This window comes from Chitinophaga sp. XS-30, from assembly GCF_008086345.1.
GTDB lineage: Bacteria > Bacteroidota > Bacteroidia > Chitinophagales > Chitinophagaceae > Chitinophaga.
Map to the genome: position 1 here is coordinate 765,838 of NZ_CP043006.1, position 21,122 is coordinate 786,959.

At 52.0% G+C, this 21,122-nt stretch carries 16 protein-coding genes; 8 read left to right on the forward strand and 8 right to left on the reverse strand.

From position 1 onward, the window contains the following. Window position 1: 1 nt before the first annotated feature. The 4 genes from FW415_RS03150 (at window position 2) to FW415_RS03165 (ending at window position 5,351) form a co-directional block, all read left to right on the forward strand. The gene (locus tag FW415_RS03150) at window positions 2–475 is read left to right on the forward strand and encodes a Dps family protein (RefSeq protein ID WP_148382845.1); all 474 of its coding nucleotides are present in this window, start codon (window positions 2–4) and stop codon (window positions 473–475) included. A gap of 285 nt (window positions 476–760) precedes the next feature. Continuing rightward, a complete protein-coding gene (locus FW415_RS03155) occupies window positions 761–1,792 on the forward strand; it encodes a sensor histidine kinase (protein WP_148382846.1) in 1,032 nt (343 codons plus the stop codon). Continuing rightward, on the forward strand, window positions 1,789–2,484 hold the full coding sequence (locus tag FW415_RS03160) for a LytTR family DNA-binding domain-containing protein (protein ID WP_148382847.1): 696 nt from the start codon (window positions 1,789–1,791) through the stop codon (window positions 2,482–2,484). Before FW415_RS03155 ends, FW415_RS03160 begins: the two co-directional genes overlap by 4 nt. Before the next feature lie 227 nt (window positions 2,485–2,711). Further along, window positions 2,712–5,351 carry an outer membrane beta-barrel protein gene (locus FW415_RS03165; RefSeq protein WP_168208643.1) on the forward strand — a complete coding sequence of 880 codons (2,640 nt, stop codon included), beginning with the start codon at window positions 2,712–2,714 and terminating at the stop codon, window positions 5,349–5,351. 1 nt (window position 5,352) lies between these two features. Here FW415_RS03165 and FW415_RS03170 read toward each other — a convergent pair whose 3' ends face one another. Genes FW415_RS03170 through FW415_RS03190 form a run of 5 tightly spaced genes read right to left on the reverse strand, consistent with a single transcriptional unit; the run spans window position 5,353 to window position 10,709 of the window. Further along, window positions 5,353–6,696 (reverse strand): DUF58 domain-containing protein, encoded by a 1,344-nt coding sequence (locus FW415_RS03170; RefSeq protein ID WP_148389818.1) that lies wholly within the window; start codon window positions 6,694–6,696, stop codon window positions 5,353–5,355. Beyond that, window positions 6,696–7,676, reverse strand: coding sequence for a MoxR family ATPase (locus tag FW415_RS03175; RefSeq protein WP_148382849.1), 981 nt, complete (start codon window positions 7,674–7,676; stop codon window positions 6,696–6,698). Before FW415_RS03175 ends, FW415_RS03170 begins: the two co-directional genes overlap by 1 nt. Beyond that, complete coding sequence (locus FW415_RS03180) at window positions 7,676–8,920, reverse strand: DUF4350 domain-containing protein (RefSeq protein ID WP_148382850.1); 1,245 nt, start codon at window positions 8,918–8,920, stop codon at window positions 7,676–7,678. The genes FW415_RS03175 and FW415_RS03180 overlap by 1 nt, the downstream gene beginning before the upstream one ends. Continuing rightward, the gene (locus FW415_RS03185; protein ID WP_148382851.1) at window positions 8,917–9,726 is read right to left on the reverse strand and encodes a DUF4129 domain-containing protein; all 810 of its coding nucleotides are present in this window, start codon (window positions 9,724–9,726) and stop codon (window positions 8,917–8,919) included. Before FW415_RS03185 ends, FW415_RS03180 begins: the two co-directional genes overlap by 4 nt. Beyond that, entirely contained in the window at window positions 9,723–10,709 is a 987-nt protein-coding gene (locus tag FW415_RS03190; RefSeq protein ID WP_148382852.1) for a stage II sporulation protein M, read from the reverse strand. Before FW415_RS03190 ends, FW415_RS03185 begins: the two co-directional genes overlap by 4 nt. A gap of 55 nt (window positions 10,710–10,764) precedes the next feature. Here FW415_RS03190 and FW415_RS03195 point away from each other — a divergent pair, with 55 nt between their 5' ends. The 4 genes from FW415_RS03195 (at window position 10,765) to FW415_RS03210 (ending at window position 14,392) form a co-directional block, all read left to right on the forward strand. Next, complete coding sequence (locus FW415_RS03195; RefSeq protein WP_148382853.1) at window positions 10,765–11,553, forward strand: RDD family protein; 789 nt, start codon at window positions 10,765–10,767, stop codon at window positions 11,551–11,553. 61 nt (window positions 11,554–11,614) lie between these two features. Beyond that, window positions 11,615–12,190, forward strand: coding sequence for an RNA polymerase sigma factor (locus FW415_RS03200; protein WP_168208644.1), 576 nt, complete (start codon window positions 11,615–11,617; stop codon window positions 12,188–12,190). Between the two features lie 7 nt (window positions 12,191–12,197). Then, a complete protein-coding gene (locus tag FW415_RS03205) occupies window positions 12,198–13,751 on the forward strand; it encodes an autotransporter outer membrane beta-barrel domain-containing protein (RefSeq protein ID WP_148382855.1) in 1,554 nt (517 codons plus the stop codon). A gap of 59 nt (window positions 13,752–13,810) precedes the next feature. Then, on the forward strand, window positions 13,811–14,392 hold the full coding sequence (locus FW415_RS03210) for a hypothetical protein (protein ID WP_148382856.1): 582 nt from the start codon (window positions 13,811–13,813) through the stop codon (window positions 14,390–14,392). 41 nt (window positions 14,393–14,433) lie between these two features. On the opposite strand, the gene nagA is transcribed toward FW415_RS03210, so the two are convergent. Genes nagA through FW415_RS03225 form a run of 3 tightly spaced genes read right to left on the reverse strand, consistent with a single transcriptional unit; the run spans window position 14,434 to window position 20,859 of the window. Further along, entirely contained in the window at window positions 14,434–15,546 is a 1,113-nt protein-coding gene (gene nagA, locus FW415_RS03215) for an N-acetylglucosamine-6-phosphate deacetylase (protein ID WP_148382857.1), read from the reverse strand. A gap of 18 nt (window positions 15,547–15,564) precedes the next feature. Next, complete coding sequence (locus FW415_RS03220; protein ID WP_148382858.1) at window positions 15,565–17,310, reverse strand: RagB/SusD family nutrient uptake outer membrane protein; 1,746 nt, start codon at window positions 17,308–17,310, stop codon at window positions 15,565–15,567. Window positions 17,311–17,328: 18 nt separating this feature from the next. Beyond that, window positions 17,329–20,859 (reverse strand): TonB-dependent receptor, encoded by a 3,531-nt coding sequence (locus FW415_RS03225; protein ID WP_210420820.1) that lies wholly within the window; start codon window positions 20,857–20,859, stop codon window positions 17,329–17,331. Between the last annotated feature and the right edge of the window lie 263 nt (window positions 20,860–21,122).

Sequence of the window (21,122 nt, forward strand, 5' to 3'; positions counted from 1 at the left end):
TATGAAAGCGAACATCGGCATTCCCGAAAATCATTTACAGGCCGTTGCTGAAAAAATGCAGGTATTACTGGCGGACGAACAGGTCCTCTATACCAAAACACGCAACTATCACTGGAATGTGGAAGGGGATAATTTTTCAGAAATGCACCTGTTTTACGAAAAACAATACGATGAACTGGCGGAGATCGTAGATGAAGTAGCGGAACGCATCCGGATGCTGGGCCATTACAGCGCCGGGCGCCTGTCGGATTTCCTGAAACTTACGCAGCTGACGGAGCCGGAATATACGAACGACCAGACCGCACAGATCAAAAATCTGCTGGAAGACCATGAGACGGTGATCCGCTCTCTCCGCAACCTGATCACGGAATTTTCGGACAAGCATAAAGATCTGGGCACGAGTGACTTTGTGACGGGATTGCTCCGCCAGCATGAAAAAATGGCCTGGATGCTGCGCGCCTATCTGAAAAAATGATCTTACCTCCCCTTAGGGGAAGGCCGGTCCGGCTAAAACGCCGGCCGGCCTTCCTGTTTTGCTTGCCAGCTATGCTATGGTTATGAACTTTCCGCTACTATAACAGAAAAATTTATAATTTATTATCCATCATCATTTTATCTGCGCAATCCCGTACAATATAACACAAACGTGTAGTGGCGACCTTCCCGTCGTTGGAACGCAAACCGCTTTCATTCATCCTCCCGGCCCCTGATTTCATCAATTATAATTGTTACATAACGGATACCCGCTTAGCTTGGCATCATGAATACCCGTTACAAGCACTGGTTTTTCCGGTATAAACTGCATCACATCCTGTTCTGGCTGGCTTATTTTATTTTCTGGACCAGCATGTCCATGCAGCAATACCCATCTTCGGTTTCGGTGTCTCTCCTCTACACCACCGTCTGGTTTGCCGGTCAGGCCGCCTGCATATATACAGGGATGTACTGGCTCATTCCGCGTTATTTCAATACCAGGCGTTATGGCGCGTTTGCCGCGGGCGTATTGCTGGATATGCTGATCTGTACATTGTTCATCACTTTAACATTGACGCTGCTTACACAAAGGATTGCGCCGGATTCGGAGGTAAGGCCGGGACAGTTTTTCATGTTCGTGCTGATGGCCAATACCTATGGGGTCAGCTGCATGCTGGCAGCCAAGATCATCAAGGAAAGGATCATTGCGGACCGCCGGAACAAGCTGCTCGAAAAAGAACAGATGCAACAGGAGCTGAGTTTCCTGCGGGCGCAGATGAACCCCCATTTTCTGTTCAACGCCATCAACAGCATCTATGTGCTGATCCGGAAAGACCCGGAAGTGGCAGCGCAGACGCTGGCCAAATTCTCTGATATGCTGCGGTACCAGCTGTATGAATGCACAACGGAGCATATTCCGGTGGAAAAGGAACTGGGATACCTGGACCATTACATTGCGCTGGAAAAAATCCGCAAGGGCGATACGGTGCAGATTGACTTCTCCGTGAGCGACGCCATGCAGCACTTCCAGATCGCGCCCCTGCTGATCATTCCATTTGTGGAGAATGCATTCAAACATCTTTCCAGCAATGGCGGCGGAGAAAATTTCATTCATATTTCGCTGGACTACCGGGCGCCGTATTTTTCCCTGCGGGTGGAGAACAGCAAAGATCAGGTACCTTTGCCATATCCGGCGGGCGGCATCGGGCTGGCGAACGTAAAACGCAGGCTGGAGCTGCTCTATCCCGGCAAACACTATCTCCGGATCGAAGATACCGGCAACAAATACCTTGTTTTACTTAACATCGAACTCTCATGAACATCCGTTGCATTATCGTAGACGACGAGCCGCTGGCGCGGGACGGTATGGAGTTGCTGGTGAAAGGCACGGGATTCCTGCAACTGGTGGCGTCATGCAGCAATGCCATGGAGGCCAATGCCGTACTGGCTGCGGAAAAAGTGCAGCTGATGTTCCTGGACATCCAGATGCCGAGGATGCGCGGCATCGATCTGCTGCGGAGCCTGCCTATAAAACCGCTGGTGATCATTACGACGGCGTATCCGGACTTTGCACTGGAGGGATTCGAGCTCAATGTGCTGGACTATCTCGTAAAACCCATCACTCCGGAGCGATTCCTGCAGTCGGTCAACCGTGCGCTGACCCTGCTGCAGCAGCAGCGCAGCGAGAGCGATCATCTCTTTATCAAAACCGGCAGCGGCTTCGAAAAGATCGCATACGCCGATATACTGTTCATAGAAGGCGCACAGAATTACCTCACCATCCATACCGCACAAGGCAAACATATGACCCTGGCCACTTTCAGGGCAGCCGAGGAGCAGTTGCCACCTGGGAAATTCCTGCGGGTACACAAATCCTATATTGTGGCTGTAGACAAAATTCAATCGCTTTCCGGGAATGAACTGAGCTGCGGCGGGCACAAGGTCCCCGTCAGCAAAAATTATCGCGAGGCGCTGATGCTGCTGATCGATCAGCGCCTCATCAGGAAGTAGATGCCATACATACCAATATATGCCCGTTCCTCCCAAATGATCAAACCCCGGCTCATTTTCGACGTCTAACTTAACAGCATTTGCCCCCTACCATTTATCCCGTTTATCCTGCACAGGTGTAAATATTCCGGTTAACTGAGGGAGGGGCTGTATTTTTCGGACGTTCAACCTAAAGACATTAGATGAGAATTAAGCCTGTCAGCAGCCTTTTGACACTGCTGGGATGTATGTTAACTGTTTTCGCCAAGGCACAGCAGACCCCTTCCAATAAGGACACAGAAACGGGTACTTTGAGCGGGAAGGTATTACAGGCATCCAATAAAGAGGCGGTGCCTTTCGCCACGATCGCACTGTTGAATGAAGACGATTCCACCATTATCAACGGCGTTGCTGCCGATGAGAAGGGCGCTTTTTTGCTCAAACCTATCCCTTACGGAAGTTATATTGTACGGATCGCCACCATGGGGTTCTCTCCTTATTACACGAAAATAAAACCTGCCGCCGAGCGTCCGCTGTGGGATCTCGGAACTATCATGCTGCAAACGGGCGCACGCACGCTCAAGGAAGTAACCGTAACGGGGCAGAAGCAGATGTTCACCATGAACAAGGATAGTATTGTGTTCTCACCGGATGAAAACTTCCTGCCGGGCGGTACCGGCATGGAACTGCTGGAATATGTGCCGGGCATTACCATAGATGCGGAGAATAATGTAACGATGGAGGGAAAGGACCAGGTGAAATTTTATGTGGATGACCGGCCGGTAGCCCTTACCGGCATGGACTACAACAGCTATCTGCAGAACCTGCCTTCCTTCATGATCGAACGGATAGAAGTGCTGAAAGCCCCGCCGGACCCGGTGGAAGCGGAACAGGCACTGGTGGAGGGCCGCACCAACATCCGGTATATCAACATCATTACCCGCAAGATCCAGTTCCGCGGTTACTCCGCAGCATTCACCGCGGGTGTGGACAGCCGGCAGAACCTGAGAGGCAAAATGCGCTACAATCTCAACCTGGCCCCCTTCCAGGTCACCTATTTCAATAACGGGGAATACAATTCAGACAGCAGTTATCTCTCCCGCACCTATTTTCCGCAAAATGCCGGAGCAGATACTTCTTACCTCGAACAAAAGAACTTCCGCACCAGCTACAAATACAATCATAACCTCAACGGCCGGTATGAACTGAAAATGTCTGAAAAGGAAAAACTGCGCGGATCGGTAACCCTGGGCTGGACGGGCGATGGCAGCGATGGCGAGAACAACAGCCTCTTCAGCGATCAGGCGCATAAACCTACCCGCACCATCAACCAGGAAAACCGGAACCGCAGGAACGGATACCGTGCAGTAACGGACTGGAACTATCTGAAGGAATATGACGAACCCGGCAAAAGGCTCGAAGCAGGATTCAACTTTGCGAAGAATAACGGGAACGGTTACGGGAATAACGACTATTTCTACCTGATGACGGAAGATACTTCCCTGCAGCGGACCAGCCGCCGCAATGGCAACTGGAACCTGCGCAGCAACTTCAATTTCCGCAATGTACTGAAGGACAGCAAGTATTACAACCTCAGCAGTTCCGTAGCACTCAACGGCGGTAAAAACACCGCCCTGGCCACCAGGAAAAATGTCAACGATACAGAACTGCTGTTTGCGCCACGGCTTTCCACCAATTACACCAACTTCAATCAGCAATATGCCGTGAATGCAGCATTCGGCAAAAGAAGCCGTGAGTTCGGGTACAACTTCACGGGACGGCTGGCCTATGACGGTGCTCAGTCCGAGGAAGACTACGCGGGCAACCGTTTCAACAACGAAACCTATGAGATACGCAGTTCTCTGGGCATGAACTTCAGCCCGAAAAAGGACCATATGGCCAATATCCGGTTCAATCCGGGTATCCAGTTCTTCAACCAGATGGCCCTGCTGGATTCCCTGAGAAGCCGCGTTCCTTTCAAATACACGAACTTCTCTCCGGGCATCAACCTGCAATACGATATCAAACAGCAGCAGCTCTCATTCAGTTTCAACCGCAATATCGACCGGCCCAATCCCGATCAGCTGAACCCTTTCATCAACACTGCGGACACGCTGAACATCCGCATGGGCAATCCCAATCTTCGCCCGTCATTCACGAAGGACTACCGGCTGGAGTACCTGTACCAGTACAAAAGCCATCAGGTGAAAGCCGGCGTGGAGATACAGGATGCGGGAGACATCATTTCCCGGTTCACGCAGGTGGAGCAGGTGGGCAATACGATCTATACAACATCTACCTGGGTGAACCTGGCCAGCCGGAAAGACCGCAATGCCTATATCACCCTGAACTCCCATCTGTTCAAGGCTCTCCAGCATAATAAAGGCTCCATAAACGCCAATATCAGCGGGGGCCTGCGTTACTATAACACCATCACAGACGGCGGGGAAGATGGAAAAGATGCCGTGAGCGAACAATTCGCGCATGTAGAGGGGGTGACCTCGCATCTTACCATATGGACGGCATACCGCATCCGGGTGTTCTCCATTTCCGTCAACGGCCGGTATAACGGGCCCCGTTACTATGCGCAGGGAAGAAGAGAGGGGCGTTTCAACAGCGGTTTAAAAGGGCAGGTGAATCTTTTACAGCGGAAACTGAATGTAGCCTTCAGCGTGGAAAATCTCTTCGGTTCTTCCGTGCGGAATTCCTACGAACTGACGAACGCATATGAACAATACTCCAATGCGCGCAGGAATGTACGGTACCTGAGCCTGAACATCACTTACAATATCCGCAAGTTCACGAAACTCGGACAGAAGGGGCCGAAGGGCTTTGACGAGGAAGAGTTCGAGGGAGATGACCACCGCGGAGGCCGTGGGCGGAGATAACTCAGGCCAGCAAACGGGATTTCAGCTCCAGGTATTTGTTCACCACATCCACCGTCAACTGCTCGGGCGTAGTGAGCAATGACATGATGCCGTGATGGGCAAGCTCCCGCACGATCTGTTTTTTCTCATGCGCGAATTTCTGCGCGATCACCTGTATGTAAATATCTTCCACTTCAGCAGCTTTCCGTTCATTCAGCTTCTTCAGTTCCGTATTCTCGAAAAATACGACCAGCAGCAAATGATACTTCGCCAGTTGACGCAGGTAGGGAAGCTGCCGCTGCATGGCGGAAGCGGATTCGAAATTCGTGTAGAGGATAAGCAGGGACCGCTGGGAAAGCGAGGTGCGGAGATGCACACCCAGGCTTTCATAGTCACTTTCCGTCCATTGGGTATCCTGGTGGTATAGTTGTTCAAGGAGCTTGCTGAGCTGCGCCCTTTTGCTGCTGGCCGGCAATATGGCGGTTTCCTTTCCGGTGAATGTTGCCAGTCCGGCCTTATCCCCCTTCTGCAGTGCCACATTGCAGAACACCAACGCGGAATTGATAGCATAATCCAGTAAGGTCATCCCGTCAAAAGGCATTTTCATATTACGCCCTTTGTCGATCACGCAATAGACCTGCTGCGATCTTTCCTCCATGAAATTATTCACCATCAGGTTCCCGCGCCGCGCGGTGGCTTTCCAGTTAAGGGTACGCACATCGTCTCCCCTTACATATTCCCGGATGTGATCGAACTCCATGCTATGGCCTATCACCCGCTTGCGGTGCACACCTATCCCGTCAAGATGATGTTTGAAAGACATCAGTTCATATTGGCGCAGCTGCACGAAGGAGGGATAGACCTTTACAGTAACCGGATGATGGAAAGTGAAACGCCGTTTCACCAGTCCGAATATCCCGCTCACGAATACATGAGTATCCCCGAACCCGTACTCTCCCCTTTCCACAGGCCGGAGCTGGTACGTGAATGTTTTTTCCTCACCGCTGTGCAATATCCCTTTCAGCAAGAAATCCCGCTGCTGGAATTGGAAGGGCAGCTCATCAGTGATCGTTATCTGCGCCGTAAACCGGTAGTTGTTCCGTATAGTGAGGCTTACCTCGTTCTGATCCCCATTACTGAAGCGGTCCGCCATGTGCCGCACAGCGCTGATGGCGCGGGCAGGAAGGTATAGCTGTAAAAAATCAAGCAACAGCAGCATGAGGAAAGCCAGCACTGCCAGCACCGCCACCTGCAGCAGCACCGGTATGAAATAGGCTGCAATAAAGAGCAGAACGGCCCCGCCCAATGCCAGGTACATTCCTGTATTGAAGAAAAGGGAACGGTAAAAGCGGGCGAGCTGTTTCATCAACGCGGCACCTCCACTGCTTTAAGGATTGACGAAATGATATCATCCGGCGAGATGCCTTCCATTTCGCGTTCCGGGGTGAGCATGATACGATGACGGAGAATATGCGGCAGTACGTACACCACATCGTCCGGTGTTACAAAATCGCGGTTATTCATCACCGCAATGGCTTTGGAGCAGTTCATCACGGCAATGGATGCACGCGGTGAGGCTCCCAGGTAGATGCCGGAGTTCATGCGGGTCTCGTTCACCAGGGCGGCAATATACTGCAGCAGCTTCTCTTCCAGCAATACACTTCGCACCTGCGCCTGCAACTGTTGTATAACGGCTCCTGACACCACCTTGTTCACCCGGGCGGTGAGCGCTTCTTCGCCGGTATGGAGATTGGCGGCCTGGAGGATCGCCACTTCTTCCGTTAACGCCGGATACCTCACTTCGATCTTGAACAGGAACCGGTCCAGCTGGGCTTCCGGCAACCGGTAGGTACCTTCCTGCTCGATGGGGTTCTGCGTTGCGATCACCATGAAAGGCGCTTCAAGCGGATAGGTGATGCCGTCGTTCGTGATCTGCCGTTCTTCCATCACTTCAAACAGCGCAGCCTGTGTTTTGGCCGGCGCGCGGTTGATCTCATCTATCAGGATGATGTTGCCGAAGATGGGGCCCCTCTTGTATTCAAAAGCCTTGCTTTGCGGATTGAAGATGGAAGTGCCCAGCACATCCGCGGGCATCAGGTCCGGCGTGAACTGTATGCGTGAGAATTTTGCATCGATCGTTTGTGCCAGCAGCTTTGCGGCCAGTGTTTTGGCTACGCCCGGCACCCCCTCTATCAGGATGTGGCCGTTTGCCAGGATGCCCGCGGTCAGCAGCTCCACCATCTGGTGCTGCCCTATGATCACTTTCCCGATCTCCGCCCTGATGGCGGCAATAGCTTCATGCAGCGGGGCCAGGTCCGTACGGGGCTCAAAGGTATTTACTTCCATTAGCTCGCTTTTAAATAGAATTGATAGATACTGTTATAATAATTTCTCAGCTGATTGTCGTCCACATCGGCAGCTTCCCTGAAATACGCTGTCTGTGCGATCAGCGCGGATACCTGCTCATGCGGGTAGCCGGACTTACGGGAGAGCGCTGTCACAAATTCATCATCCATCCGGCTGGTATTCAGGTAATAACGGCTACGTATATACTCCGTCAGATGCTGCGCCATTTTTTGGGCCAGGTTGCTGTTATTATGATGAAGGTAATACAACCTGCCGAGTGTTTCCACAAAGTCCAGCGAGGAATTCGCCAGCACAGGTTTCGGAGGAATGAGGCGTTGCCTTCTCTTTCCTTCGAACAGCACATACAGCAGCAGGAGCAATACGGCCAGCCACAGCGCCCAGCGCAGGGAGGGATGTTTCATCAGCACCTGCCAGTTGGAAAATTCGCCGCGTTGCGGGGCGTTCAGCGCTTTGTAGTACTCGTCCCAATACACGCGGTCCGGATACTGCGGCAGGTACGCCAGCTGGGTTTCCAGCGCTTTGATATTCTCTCCTTTCATGAGGAAGTAATTCGTCCACACCATAGGATTGAGCAAAACGAATACATGGCCTTTCCCTACTTTGATGCGGAAAAAATTCGGCTGGTGGCTGGCATTGTTCCCAAGAATGGTGGTACTGCCAGGCTGGGTTCTGTCCAGGAAGTTTACCATATGCAATCCTTTTGACGAAAAAAAGGTATCGGGAGCGAACACGCTGTTCACAAACGATTGAACGGCTTCCTTTTTCGATTCATCATAAAAAAACCGGCCCGGCCGTTTGATGGAAAAGCGGAAAGCCGCTTCAAACAGGGAATCGGTTTCTTCCACGGCTACAAAAAGGCGGTTGCCGGCGGAAACGAACTCGCGCATTGCTGCCACATCCTGTTCTGTTGTGAAAAGGCGGCCGGCCACGATGAAATAAAGATTGCCCGAACCCTTGAGGCGCGCATCCCGGCGATAGTTGTAGCTGAACGGCCTTGTAATGGTACGGGGTTTTATGTCATTGAAAAAATGTTCCATTACCCTGAAAGGGACATAACTGCCCAGCGGTTTTTTATCCTGGCTGCTGTAAGTGGCAAGCTTGCGGGAGAAGGATACATCATTTCCCTTACCCGCCGGTGGATGCATGGCGCTTCCGCCGATGATCAGCAGCGCGATCAATACGAACAACAGGACGGATATAGTGATGATGATAGCTGTTCTCAATTTCTCAACGATTTTTTAAACTCCGCAAATTGTTCATCCAGTTGCGTGAACTGTATGCCGTTCACCGGCGCTTTGCCGTACCAGATGTATTCGTAGTGCCTGGTCAACACCGCGAAAGGGCGGTGGAAAGCGGTAGCCGAAAGCTCCCGCAGGAAATCCAGGTTCGTTTTATCTTTCCCCGGCAGGATCAGTTCTTTTTCCTGCAGTATATATAATGCCTGCAAATACCGTATTCTCACGGCGCTGCGATAATCACCGGCTTCGGCGGCCGCCTGCGCCAATGCGTCATAGTGCTGCGGTCCTGCATCTGTTGCCATTTCAGTTGCGGTTTCTTCCATCCGCCGGGAGCGGGAGAAAATATCCAGGCTGCTTTTACGGATGAACAACAGGACGGTGAGTAGCAGGATAATGCCGAGCACAATGTAAAAGATGTTGCGGATCACGCCGAAATTGGCGAGCGCCCACAAGCCCAGCTTTGTGATCATCTCCGGGCGGCGGGGCGTACTGGTTTTCTGCTCATACTGCAGGGCCTTCATTTTACGGAGGTCTTCCATCGTTGCATCGGGTATGCGGCGGAGCGTAAGGCGGTTACCGGCCATTTCATCCCATTCCCCTATTTTCTGCTGGTCCCACATGGCCACCTGCCAGCGGTACTGCCGGGTTTTGCCATCGAAGTCCCGGACCTCGACCGTAGTGGTGTCTTCTGCCATGTCAATACCCAGCGAATCCTCCGCTTCCTGTGCAAATACGGGGATGGTGAAATATATTCCGGTAATGAGCAGGATGACGGCTCTGATACTGGTCATGGGGCGGCGGGTTTTATCAGTTGACCATCGGGCGTCAGCTGGTATCCTTTACGCTGTATGCGAATGGGATAGATCACAAAATACCAGATGATGAACGACAGCGAAAGCAGGAGAATGCTGATGCTGAGCGCCAGCGGCATATCTGTATGACGGGTAACGAAGCTTTCGAGGAAGGCGGCCACAATGAAGAGCGGCACCAGCCCCACGATCACCCGCAGCCCGTCCATGGCGCCGCGGCGGAGGGATTCCCTCCGGGAATGCGTTCCGGGGAACAGCAGGCTGTTGCCCATGATCATTCCGGCTGTACCGGCAATGATAATGGACGATATCTCCAGTGTGCCATGTATCCAGATCACCAGTACGGACGGCCATCCGAGGCCTTTCGAGAAAAAGAAATACTGGAAGGAGCCAAGCATGATACCATTGCGGAACAATATCCATAAAGTACCGGCAGAAAAAGCAATTCCCATCACAAAACAGAGGAGGCTGACCTGGATGTTGTTATAAGCGATGCTCAGCCACATGGACCATTCATTCTGTTTTTTATATACGCCGAACGGATCGCCCTTCTCGATGTTCTGTTCCGTCATGTTAACATAGGCATCCCCAAGTACCCCGCGCACGAAGGTCTCGTCATTGGCGGCAGAAAATGCGCCGATAATGCAGAAAAGCAGGAAATAACAACTGGTGAAGAGGAACAGGCGGTGATGCCGGCGGATCAGCAACGGCAGTTTATATTTTACAAAATTGCCGATGCGGTTCTTCCCGCCCTGGTGATTGCGGTAGATCCGCTGGAAGATACCGGCAGCGAGACCATTAATATAATGTGTAACCTTGCTGTGACTGTAAAAGGTTTTGGCATAAGCCAGATCGTCCAGCAAACCGGTAAACCGTTCCGCCATCTCATCAGGGTCCTCCGTGGGCTCCTGCTGGATCTTTTTCCAGCGCTGCAGGTTCCTTTTAATGAATGAAGATTCTCTCATGCGGCAACGGCGAATAAAAACCGAAGTGGAAATATAATAAATTTTAAATTTGTTTATGTCTATTATCAAAATCCCGACTGCATTTAATATAGACCTGGAGTTCCAGGTGGCTGATTTCGGCCGCCGCCTGGGAGCGTACCTGATAGACCTGATGATCCGCCTGGCCTATATCACGCTGATGTCCTGGCTCATTTTCCGGGTATCCAATTCGGAGACGGTAACGGACATGGCTTTTCTGGTCTTTGTGATATTACCGGTATCATTTTACTACCTCATTTCCGAGATGCTGATGGACGGGCAGAGCCCCGGTAAAAAAGCGGTTGGCCTGAAAGTAGTGAGCATCCTGGGCAATACGCCGGGTATCAGCCAGATATTGCTCCGCTGGATGTTCCGGCTGGTGGAGTCCCCCATTATTTCCATGATACTGGTGGGCGCAGCGATAGAAGACGAATCCATGGGCGGGGTGCTGCTGTCGCTGGGCATGGCCGTCCTGCCGCTGATCATTGTGCTTCGTTCCCCCTACAATCAGCGCCTGGGCGATATTACGGCCGGGACCATTGTTGTGCGCAGGCAGCAGAAAGCTTCTATTAATGATACCATCTTCCGGGAAATAGACATGGAGCATTATGTTCCGCAATTTCAGCAGGTGCTGCGTCTTTCAGATCGTGATCTGGGGAAGATCAAAGGGGTGCTGGACAATGCCCGCCGCGTCAAAAATTCGGCGATGGCCAAACGTATCGCCGAGCGGGTGCAGGAAGTGCTGCAAATTGAAACGGACCTGGAACCGGTGCCCTTCCTGGAGACCCTGCTGAATGATTATAACTACCTGGTGACCAGGGGTTAAAAAAAATTCCGGTGTAACCCAACCTTTTTGTTCCGGCAGGCTGTCTTATGCAACTGCACCGTTGAACCCGAAATATATACATACATCCGGCCATGCTGCGCATCCTGACCAGCATCATGCCCTGGCAGACCTGATCGAAGGTTGCCGGCGGCAAGACCGCCTGTGCCAGGAAAAGCTGTATATGCTATATTTCGACCGAATGCTGGGCATCATCCGCCGGTACACCAGCGACCAGGATGCCGCGATATCTATTTTGAACAACGGTTTTTTACGGGCATTCCGGAAAATAGCGCAATTCGGCCATAAAGGAAGCTTCGAGGGCTGGTTACGCCAGATCATTATTCATGCTGCGGCCGATTACTTCAGAGAGCACAAGGCCGGGTTCAGCAGCGATCTGCCGGAGCAGGCTCCGGCGCCACAGGCATCACCGATGGAATACAAGGAACTGCTGCAGGTACTGGAGCGCCTGCCTTCTGCTACCAGGGTTGTCATCAATCTTTTTATTATTGAGGGGTACACTCACCGGGAAATTGCCGCCATGCTCGGCATCAGCACCGGTACGTCCAAATGGCATGTTGCTGAAGGCAGGCGATTGCTGAAGGATATGCTGCATATTCAATCATCCTCTTTAAAATAATATTTACATGGAGGAACGCAGATCAGATATCGAACAATGGCTACAGCAGGCGGCAAACCGCCAGGCTGATGCGCACACACCGGATGCTGTAAAGCAACTGGCGTGGCAGCAGTTGCATTCGATGCTGGATGCGGAAGGGCCGCTTCCCGGACGGCGAGGATGGGCCTGGCTGATGGAGTGGCTGCTATTGGGGCTGCTTGCCGTGCTATTGGCATTGCCAGGATCGTATGAGGGAGGGGAAGATAAAGTGATCGGGGATAACGGGAAGAATGTGAAGATCGGTGCTATAAAGAATACTGATAGCCGGCTGCTGTTGGAAAAGACGGGTAATAATGCAGCACAGAAAGATGAAGGGAATGACAATACACGCAATTGGTTGCTGTTGGAAAAAGCGGGCAATCAAAATAACACAGAGAAGAAAACTGAACGGAAAGACAATACACGCAATTGGCTGCTGTTGGAAAAAGCAGATAATCAACATAACGCAGAAAAGAAAACTGAACCGAAAGACAATACCAATAGCTGGTTGCTCCTGGGAAAGGCCGGCAATGAAGATCTAAATGATACAGCTAAGAAAACTGAACGGGATGACAATGCCGGAGACCGGCAGCTGTTGGAGAAAACAGGGAATGAAAATCAAAATAACACGAGAAAGAATAACGAACGGAATGACAATGCCGGTGATCGGCTGCTGTTGGAAAAGACCGGTAACGAACTTCAAAATAATGCTGCAGATATACCCGGAAATGATCGTAAAAAGAACGGAGCAACACAGAAAGAAACTTATGGTACGAATACTTCCCGAACCCCTTTCTCCATTTCAGCATTGCCCGTCAAACGCCTTTCCCCCGGTTCGGCCGGAACATCCCTGTCCGCCGTGCAGCAACATACCCATGCATACCGCGCCATCCGGCCTGAAAATAAAGCACTGCCGTCCCGCGGCTTCAGCCTTAAAGCCGGCATTATCCCTCCGCTGAACGGGCAATACGGTGTGAATATGGCTCTTGAATATCGCTACAACATCCGGCCATCGCTTTTTATCCGGCCATGGGCGGGCGTTGCTTACCTCAATACAGGGTCCAGGGCCTACACTCACGCTACTTACATGCCGAGGGCTGACACCATCCCCAACCCCATCGATCCCTATTGGGTAGACAGTGTGGTGACCAACTACTCCCTGAAAAACATACTGTACGCTTCGGCAAGCATTCAGGCGGCTTATCGCTACAGGAAACTGGAATTATACGCCGGCATCGCCTATCACCATCAATTAATGCTGACCGGGAAAGACAGCACTTATACCTTAAGCCGGCAAATCACCGGAACTCCGCCTGTTTATCAACGGGAGAATTTCGACAAAAAACGCCTGCCCGGCAGAACGAACCTGCAGCTGCAAACCGGACTGAGCTACAGGTTAAGCCCGCGCCTGCAGGCCGGGGCACAATACAATTTCCTGATACAAAAAAGCGGGAAACAGGCAGGATTGAATGGGAATGCCCCGGCAATACCCGGTTCTTCCTCCCTTGAATTGCATATACAGTGGTTTTTCAGAAAAAAGTAACTGCCGGCCCAACCTTTATGATGAATAGTGCGGTCTTTACCAGTATAAAAACATTTTTTATGCACAAGAAACTATCCATTTTATTAAAGGTACTGGTGGGGATGCTGTTTGTACTCGCCTGCAAGAAAGAGACTTCTCTTCTCTCCAATGACCAGCGTTTGACGAGTTTGCACGACTCCATTCCGGTGGATTCGATACCAATTGATTCGATACCGTGCGATACGATACCGAATGACACTGTTCCCGTCCCTCCCAATCCTTATTATGAAGATTCCATAACCGGGCTGATCATTACTCCGGAGATCGGGGACGATGACAGCACGATCATTTTTACTGTCAAAACGAAAAACACTTATCCGGATGAAAATCCGTACCTGGTCATTTATCCTCAGACGGGAGACTCCTCCCTGTACATTCCTGTGCAGATGGCGGTCAAAGTAACGCCATCCGCCACGGTCAGCCATCCGGCAACAGCCGTTTTTGCTTACCTGCCTCCCATCAATGGCGATCGTCCGCTGAAGATCAGTTTCCCCGGATCACCGATGTTGCAGGGCAGCATTACTGTTACGAATACTCAATATATATTTAACTGGGACCATGATTCAATCGTACTCATCAGCCCCAAAATATTGAGTAGATAGCAAGTGAGAAGAAATGAGAGCGCTGTTCCCGGCGCTTTTTTTTATTGGTTGTAGCCCACCCCGTTTACATAGGTGGCAACCGGGGAAAAATCCTGATCGAAGATCGTGAGGTTGGCTTTGTGCCCGATGGTGATCTCCCCGCGCCCGGGCATATTCATCAATTTTGCGGGATACAGGGAAGCCATTCTCAGGGCTTCGGGCAGGGGTATCCCTGCTTTCTCCACACAATTGCGGATACCCTGCAGCATGGTGATGGCGGAACCGGACAAGGTGCCGTCCGGTAATGTAAAGCGGTCCTGCTGCCTTATATGCGTATATGCACTGGGGTTAGCACTTTCCTCTACAGCGTCGGTAATGAGGAAGAGGCGTTTACCCATCATTTTTTTGCTGATGTTCAATGCCTGGAAGTCCACATGAATACCATCCGGAATGATGCTGGCGCAGGCGGAAGGCGATTGGTAAACGGCGCCAGGCAAGCCTGTATCGCGGTGATGCAGGGGACTCATGGCATTGAAGAGATGGGTGGAGGTTTGTATGCCAAGCTCAAATCCGCGGGCGGCCTCATCAAAAGTGGCATTGCTATGGCCGGCGGATACGATCACGCCATTATCCAGCAACAACCGGATGATCTCCGGGTCGCACATTTCCGGAGCCAATGTCATCATTTTTATGACGCCGGCGGCGCGTTGAAGGAGGGCCTCCACTTCTTTTCGCTCCGGTTTTTTGATGTGTTCGATGATGTGCGCGCCTCTTTTTTCCGGATTGATATAGGGTCCTTCGAGGTGCAGGCCGAGTACTGCGGGATGCGGGTTTTCCCTGACCACGTCTATTGCTTTTTCGAACAGCTGTATGCTGTTGGTGGCCAATGTAATGAGAAAGCCGGTGGTGCCGGTACGGACCAGTCCATCGGCCATCGTTTGTAAAGCAACGGCGGAGGGGTCGTCTGAGAACAGAAGACCGCCTCCGCCGTATATTTGCAGATCAAGCAGGCCTGCAGAAATGTTGTAGCCTTTCAGGTCTGTGGTTTGAGCTTCCCTGGGTATGCTGACGGCTTCTGTCCATCCTTTTAAGATCCCGTCTTCTATCAATAGCGCCTTTCCTGTTATTTCCTCTTTGCCGGTGAAAAAAGTTCCGTTGACCAGTGCTGTCAGCATACTTTCGATGATTTTAGGTTATTGCGTCCACCCCGGATTTTGCACCAGTTCAACGCCCTTATCCTGATAAAGCTTGATCTGATCCAGTGGTAACGGGTTCAAATATACTTTATCTTCGGTAAAGACCCGTAATGTGGCGGTGCTTGGGGCGGGGATGATGTATCCTTCATCAGCGCCGGTCAGCGTCACGCCGGAGAGCCAGGTGCCGCCGGGGGGATCGGTCTTCAGCCATTCGGCACGGTTGATCCAGGCTCCCCTGTTGATATCCGGATTGGCCACCATATCCACATAATTGAGTTTTTTCCATCTGCGCAGGTCATCGAGCCGGTATCCTTCCATGGTCAGCTCCACGCGACGCTCACGGCGGATCTCCCAGATAAGCGGAGAAACGGTGGGGTCGCGTTCCGGATCGTCGTAGGTAACGCCGCCAACAGCAGGCAGGCCGCCTACCACCTCTAACGGCGGCAGTTTGGGATCGGTACCGCTCGGGCGGTTGCGCAATACATTGATGGATTTATCCAGATCGGCCTGTGTGAGCGTGCCCAGTTCCGCGCAGGCTTCCGCGTAGGTAACCAACACCTCTCCATAACGGATCACAGGGCCGTGGATGGGGTTGACATTGGACTGGCCTTCAGGTTTGTCCCGCAGATCGTCGTTCAGGAATTTCCAGGTGGCATAACCTGTGGTGCTTACCCCAAGCCTGTTATATCGACCAATAGAACCCTGGGGGCGCAGCTCGGGATTGAATGTGCCGAGCATTCTCGGGTCGCGGTTGGTACGTACTTCTTCATTTGTTTTGTCCCCGGCATATACAGTAGATATGCCAATAGGTCTGCCATCCGTGCAAAGATAGGACTCCATAAGGTCCTTATTCGGCCCGGTCTGTCCTTCTCCGTTCACATAGCTCATGAGCGCGTGCGTCAGCAAACCGGTAGCATACCGGCGGTACATGATCATCTCCTTATTGACAGCGAGGTCAAGCGAGTTGAATGATTCCCGGTAAGTATGCGAGAAGGAATATCCTCCATTAGTGATCACTTCATTAGCGGCCCATTTGGCGGCCTCCAGGTATTCATTGGCCTTGGCCTGGTTCTGTTCATGATATTTCTGCCAGGTGCCTTCGAACAGGAAGATCCTGCTCATATATGCGAGCACCACCCATTTGGTAACATTCAGCCCTTTGTCCCCGTCTGAGGCCCGGACGTTTGCCGCGGCATACTGAAAATCCGCCAGCACACTGTCCATCACCAATTCGCGCGGATCACGGGGTTTATACAGCTCTGTTTCTTCAGTGGTCAGCAGCTCCCGGTTGTAGTACGGTACGTCTCCGAATGATTTCACGAGGCGGTGGTAAGCCATTCCGCGGAAGAAGCGGCCGATGCCGCTCCAGTGATTGCGGGTAGCGTCATCCAGCCCGGGGACACGCTGCACCCGGTCTATCATCACGTTGGCCTTGCGCACCAGTGTGAATGACCAACCGCCACCGCTGGGAGGGATCACCCTGGTAAACTGCGGGGGACTGGTAGGCCCGAAATCATCATTCAACGACTGTCCCTGGTAAAAATAGTCTCCCCAGGTCCACGCCGCGCCGTAGGCATTAAAATATGTTGGATAAAAGCCGTACGCAAAGGTGCGGACATTCTTTTCGTTCGTCCAGTAGTTGCCGTCTTCCATCTGGTCCAGCGGCCCGCGCTCCAGGAACTCCTTCTTACATGCCGTGAACAAGACCACAAGCGCCGCTACGATATATATTTTCGATTTCATAACATCCATTTTTATGCATTAGAAAGTGAGTTGAACCCCGAATGAAATTTCCTTCCTGTAAGGATAAGTACGCCCGAATGCAGAAGCATCTGTTTGTTCAGGGGTATAGTCAATTTCCGGATCGATGGGTATCGTCAGGTTATCAAATGTGAACAGGTTTTCCGCAGAAACATATACCCTGGCAGATTTCATACGTGCGCGGCCGGCAAGTTTGCCCGGCAGGGTATATCCCAGCGAGATGTTCTTGATACGGGTGTAAGACATATCCAGCAGGTAGCGGCTCTGGCGGTAGTAGTTCATGGTGTTGTTCGAAGCACCGGTGAAGGTCGGTTGCGGATAGAAAGCGTCCGTATTCTGGGGCGTCCAGTAATCGAGATGATGGGTGTACCAGGTATCCTGTCCGAAACCCGGAACGAACAGCGGGCCTGAAGGCCAGAACTCCCGTTTGCCTACACCCTGGATAAAGATGCTGAAATCGAATCCTTTCCAGTCTGCACCGAGACGGATACCGTACTGATAACGCGGCGTGGTGTTGCCGATCACCATCTGGTCCCCGGGATCATCCACAGTATTGGCGCCGGGGGACAGGGTGCTGTCTCCATTCCGGTCTACATACTTCACATCACCCGGGATGTAATCAAACCAGGCAGAATTTCCTGCAAGGATGGTTTGTGTGGGAATGCCCGGCTTCAACTCCCATTCATTGCCATTTTTGTTGAAATCGCTTTCCTGGAAGAGACGGTCTGTCTGGTATCCCCATATCTCGCCGATAGTTTTGCCCTGATAGTTGCTGGTGATGATGCGCGTGGGGTTGGCGAGTTTGGTGATCTTTTCGTTAAAGTCAGACAGGGTGGCCAGAGCGTTGATGCGTACGCCGTTATCGAACGTGTGGGTATAGTCAAGCGCCAATTCCCATCCCTGGGTACGCATCTCACCGAAATTCATCACCGGGGTTGCGCCGCCGAATGAGCTGGGCAGCGCCAGCCCTGCACCGATCATATCGCTGGTGGTACGTTTATACCAATCGAATGTGATACCGAATGCGTTGTTGAAGAACCGCGCATCCACGCCAAAATCTATGGTAGATACCGTTTCCCAGGTCAGTGACTGGGATACCTGTTCAGGGGTAGAGAAGGTCAGCTGGTTTGCATTCCCGATGATCCAGCCGGAGTTGCTGGAATTCATCACGGAGATGAAACGATTGCTGCCTACATTCTGGTTACCCAGGGAGCCGTAGGAACCTCTCAGTTTGAGGAACGACAATACCGGCTTGGCGAAGTCCATATATGTTTCTTCCGTCAGCACATAACCGGCTGAAACGGAGGGGAAGAAATCATACAGCAGATTCCTCGGGAACCTGGAAGAACCATCGTAACGGCCATTAACTTCAAAAAGGAATTTATTCTTGTAGTCGTAGTTCAACCTGGCGAAATATCCATTGGTAGCCCAATGCCCGCGGTCGCCGGTTACATACTGGTCGCCTGTGGCGAGCGCGATCTCGGCCAGTTCCTGGTCTATCAGCGATCTTCTTTCGGAGGAATGCGCCCAGTTGCGGTAGAGGTCCACATCCATACCGGCAATCGCTTTGAAATGATGGTCCCCGAAATCGAAATTATAGGTAGCGAATGCGCGGCCGGTATTCCATTCATTCCAGGAAGACAGGTAGGTGATCCTGTTCCATGAGGGATCCTGGTAGTTATCGAAGTAGTTCAGCTGCGTGGGCGATGCCCAGAAATTGATACCGGAGGTGCCGCCGCCGGCAGAACGCAGGTGCGTATTGGTACCGGAGTAGGTATAGTCCACATCCACGGTGAAATTTTTGAACGGCTTGAGCGTAGCGCCCACCTGTACCCTGCTGAAAGTGGATTTGGTCTGGTTCATGTTGGCCTGCTGCACCTCGGTGATGGCGCTGCGGAAAGGTTTACCCTGGTAAGTGCCGTAGGGGTAGATCTTGGGCCAGCGGTACAGGTAATACCAGGGGCCGATCTGGGCGCCGGAAAATATAAAGGGGGTTTCATAAACAGATTGGCTCAGCATCATTTTGCCGCGCACATCAATCCAGTCGTTCACGCTGGAATTAACAGAAAGAGTAGCATTATATCTGTCGAACTTGTCGGTCTTGAACCGGAGCACGCCGCTCTGGTTAAGATAGCCGAGGCTCAGGTGGTAATTTGTTTTTTCGCCGCCGCCGGATACGGCCATATCATGTTTCTGCATGAAGGTCCAATCTTTCATATATCGCTTGCCGGCATCCCAGGGGCGGTAGAAATACAGGCGTCCTTCGCGGATCTCGAAGTCACGCCCCATGACCATGGAATCTCCCAGGTTCTGGTTACCATATTGTGCTTCCCAGTCGCGCATTTTTTGAATGCCTTCCCTGTCGAAGCTCATCCCCAGGGTAGTGAAATAGGAGGTGTTGGGGTCTACACGCATTTTCCCGAGGAACATGGCTTCAGCGCCTTCGGCGGCGCCGGCGATAGTAGGCATGGTGGTAGGCTGGCTCCAGGAGAAGTTATTGGAATAGTTGATGCTGGCGGGAGCGCCTTTGCGGCCGGATTTGGTGGTGATGAGGATCACACCCCAGGCCGCGCGGGTACCGTAGATGGAGGTAGATGCGGCATCTTTGAGCACGGAAATGGATTCGATGTCCTGCGGGTTCACCATCTGCAGGGAGGGAATTTCTACGTTATCCACCAGAATGAGCGGCTGGGCGCCTGCTGCGCCGGTATTGAGAGAACCGGCCATACCTCTTAAACGGATGTTGGGATTCCTGCCCAGGTCGCCACTTGCCGTAGTAATGGTAAGGCCCGGCACGGTGCCCTGCAAACCGCGGGCTACGTCGGAAATGGGACGGGATTCCAATGTTTTCTTTATATCCACTGTAGACACCGCCCCGGTGAGGTTCGCCTTGCGTTGCGTGCCGAAACCTACTACCACCACATCTTCCAGCCGGTGGTTATCCGCCTTCAGGATGATATTCATGGTAGCATCCTTGCTTAGCACATGCTCCTGCTGAATAGAACCGATGGAGCTGAAAACCACGATTTGCCCGCGGCCGGCAGTAATGGAAAAGCGGCCGTCGGCATCTGTAAAGCTGCCCCTGGTAGTATTCTGCACACGAACTGAAACACCAGGCATGGCCACACCGGTTTCATCCACCACCCGACCGCGTAAGGTAACGATGGTATCGGCCTGCTGTGCCTGGACGGGATTGTCAGGCGCAACTTCGTGCCGGGGAATGATCATAATGGTATTGTCTGTCAGCTTGTAACCCAGGCCTGCAGGCTTCAACAGGGCATCCAGTGTGGCACTGATGCTGCGGGTAGCCAGGTGCAGCGATACACGGCCGTAGCGCTCTACCTGTTCCGAGGCATAGGCAATACGGAAGCCGGAAAGCTTCTCTACCTGCGACAATGCCCTTTCCAGTGTGGCATTACCCAGTTCCAGGGTGATCTTTCGCTCATCCAGCACCTGTCCTTTTCCGGGCACTGCCCATAAAAGGTTGAAACTTACCAGCATGCAAATGATCGTGGAGAGGCTCAATCTCATAAAAAAGCGCATTTGCTTGGAATAAACTGCTGTGGATAGAGCGCTAAATAGCCGCCCTATAGCAAAAACCGCGGATTTTTGCATATTTTGCAATAGTTTAAAAAGATGAAGAATAGCCTTTCCGGCTGTTTACGTTTTAAGCTAAGCCCCTCCCGACCTACCACAGTGCGGAGGGGTTTTTATTTGTCCATTACATCTAGGAAGGCGGTTGCAATTTCCAGGTCATGGTATAAGATTTTGGTTACTGAACATTACTTCATTAC

Bases quoted from the DNA above. Each gene is read 5' to 3' on its own strand.
- FW415_RS03150 (WP_148382845.1), top strand. From the start codon at position 2: ATGAAAGCGAACATCGGCATTCCCGAAAATCATTTACAGGCCGTTGCT.
- FW415_RS03155 (WP_148382846.1), top strand. From the start codon at position 761: ATGAATACCCGTTACAAGCACTGGTTTTTCCGGTATAAACTGCATCAC.
- FW415_RS03160 (WP_148382847.1), top strand. From the start codon at position 1,789: ATGAACATCCGTTGCATTATCGTAGACGACGAGCCGCTGGCGCGGGAC.
- FW415_RS03165 (WP_168208643.1), top strand. From the start codon at position 2,712: ATGTTAACTGTTTTCGCCAAGGCACAGCAGACCCCTTCCAATAAGGAC.
- FW415_RS03170 (WP_148389818.1), bottom strand. From the start codon at position 6,696: ATGAAACAGCTCGCCCGCTTTTACCGTTCCCTTTTCTTCAATACAGGA.
- FW415_RS03175 (WP_148382849.1), bottom strand. From the start codon at position 7,676: ATGGAAGTAAATACCTTTGAGCCCCGTACGGACCTGGCCCCGCTGCAT.
- FW415_RS03185 (WP_148382851.1), bottom strand. From the start codon at position 9,726: ATGACCAGTATCAGAGCCGTCATCCTGCTCATTACCGGAATATATTTC.
- FW415_RS03190 (WP_148382852.1), bottom strand. From the start codon at position 10,709: ATGAGAGAATCTTCATTCATTAAAAGGAACCTGCAGCGCTGGAAAAAG.
- FW415_RS03195 (WP_148382853.1), top strand. From the start codon at position 10,765: ATGTCTATTATCAAAATCCCGACTGCATTTAATATAGACCTGGAGTTC.
- FW415_RS03205 (WP_148382855.1), top strand. From the start codon at position 12,198: ATGGAGGAACGCAGATCAGATATCGAACAATGGCTACAGCAGGCGGCA.
- FW415_RS03210 (WP_148382856.1), top strand. From the start codon at position 13,811: ATGCACAAGAAACTATCCATTTTATTAAAGGTACTGGTGGGGATGCTG.
- nagA (WP_148382857.1), bottom strand. From the start codon at position 15,546: ATGCTGACAGCACTGGTCAACGGAACTTTTTTCACCGGCAAAGAGGAA.
- FW415_RS03220 (WP_148382858.1), bottom strand. From the start codon at position 17,310: ATGAAATCGAAAATATATATCGTAGCGGCGCTTGTGGTCTTGTTCACG.
- FW415_RS03225 (WP_210420820.1), bottom strand. From the start codon at position 20,859: ATGAGATTGAGCCTCTCCACGATCATTTGCATGCTGGTAAGTTTCAAC.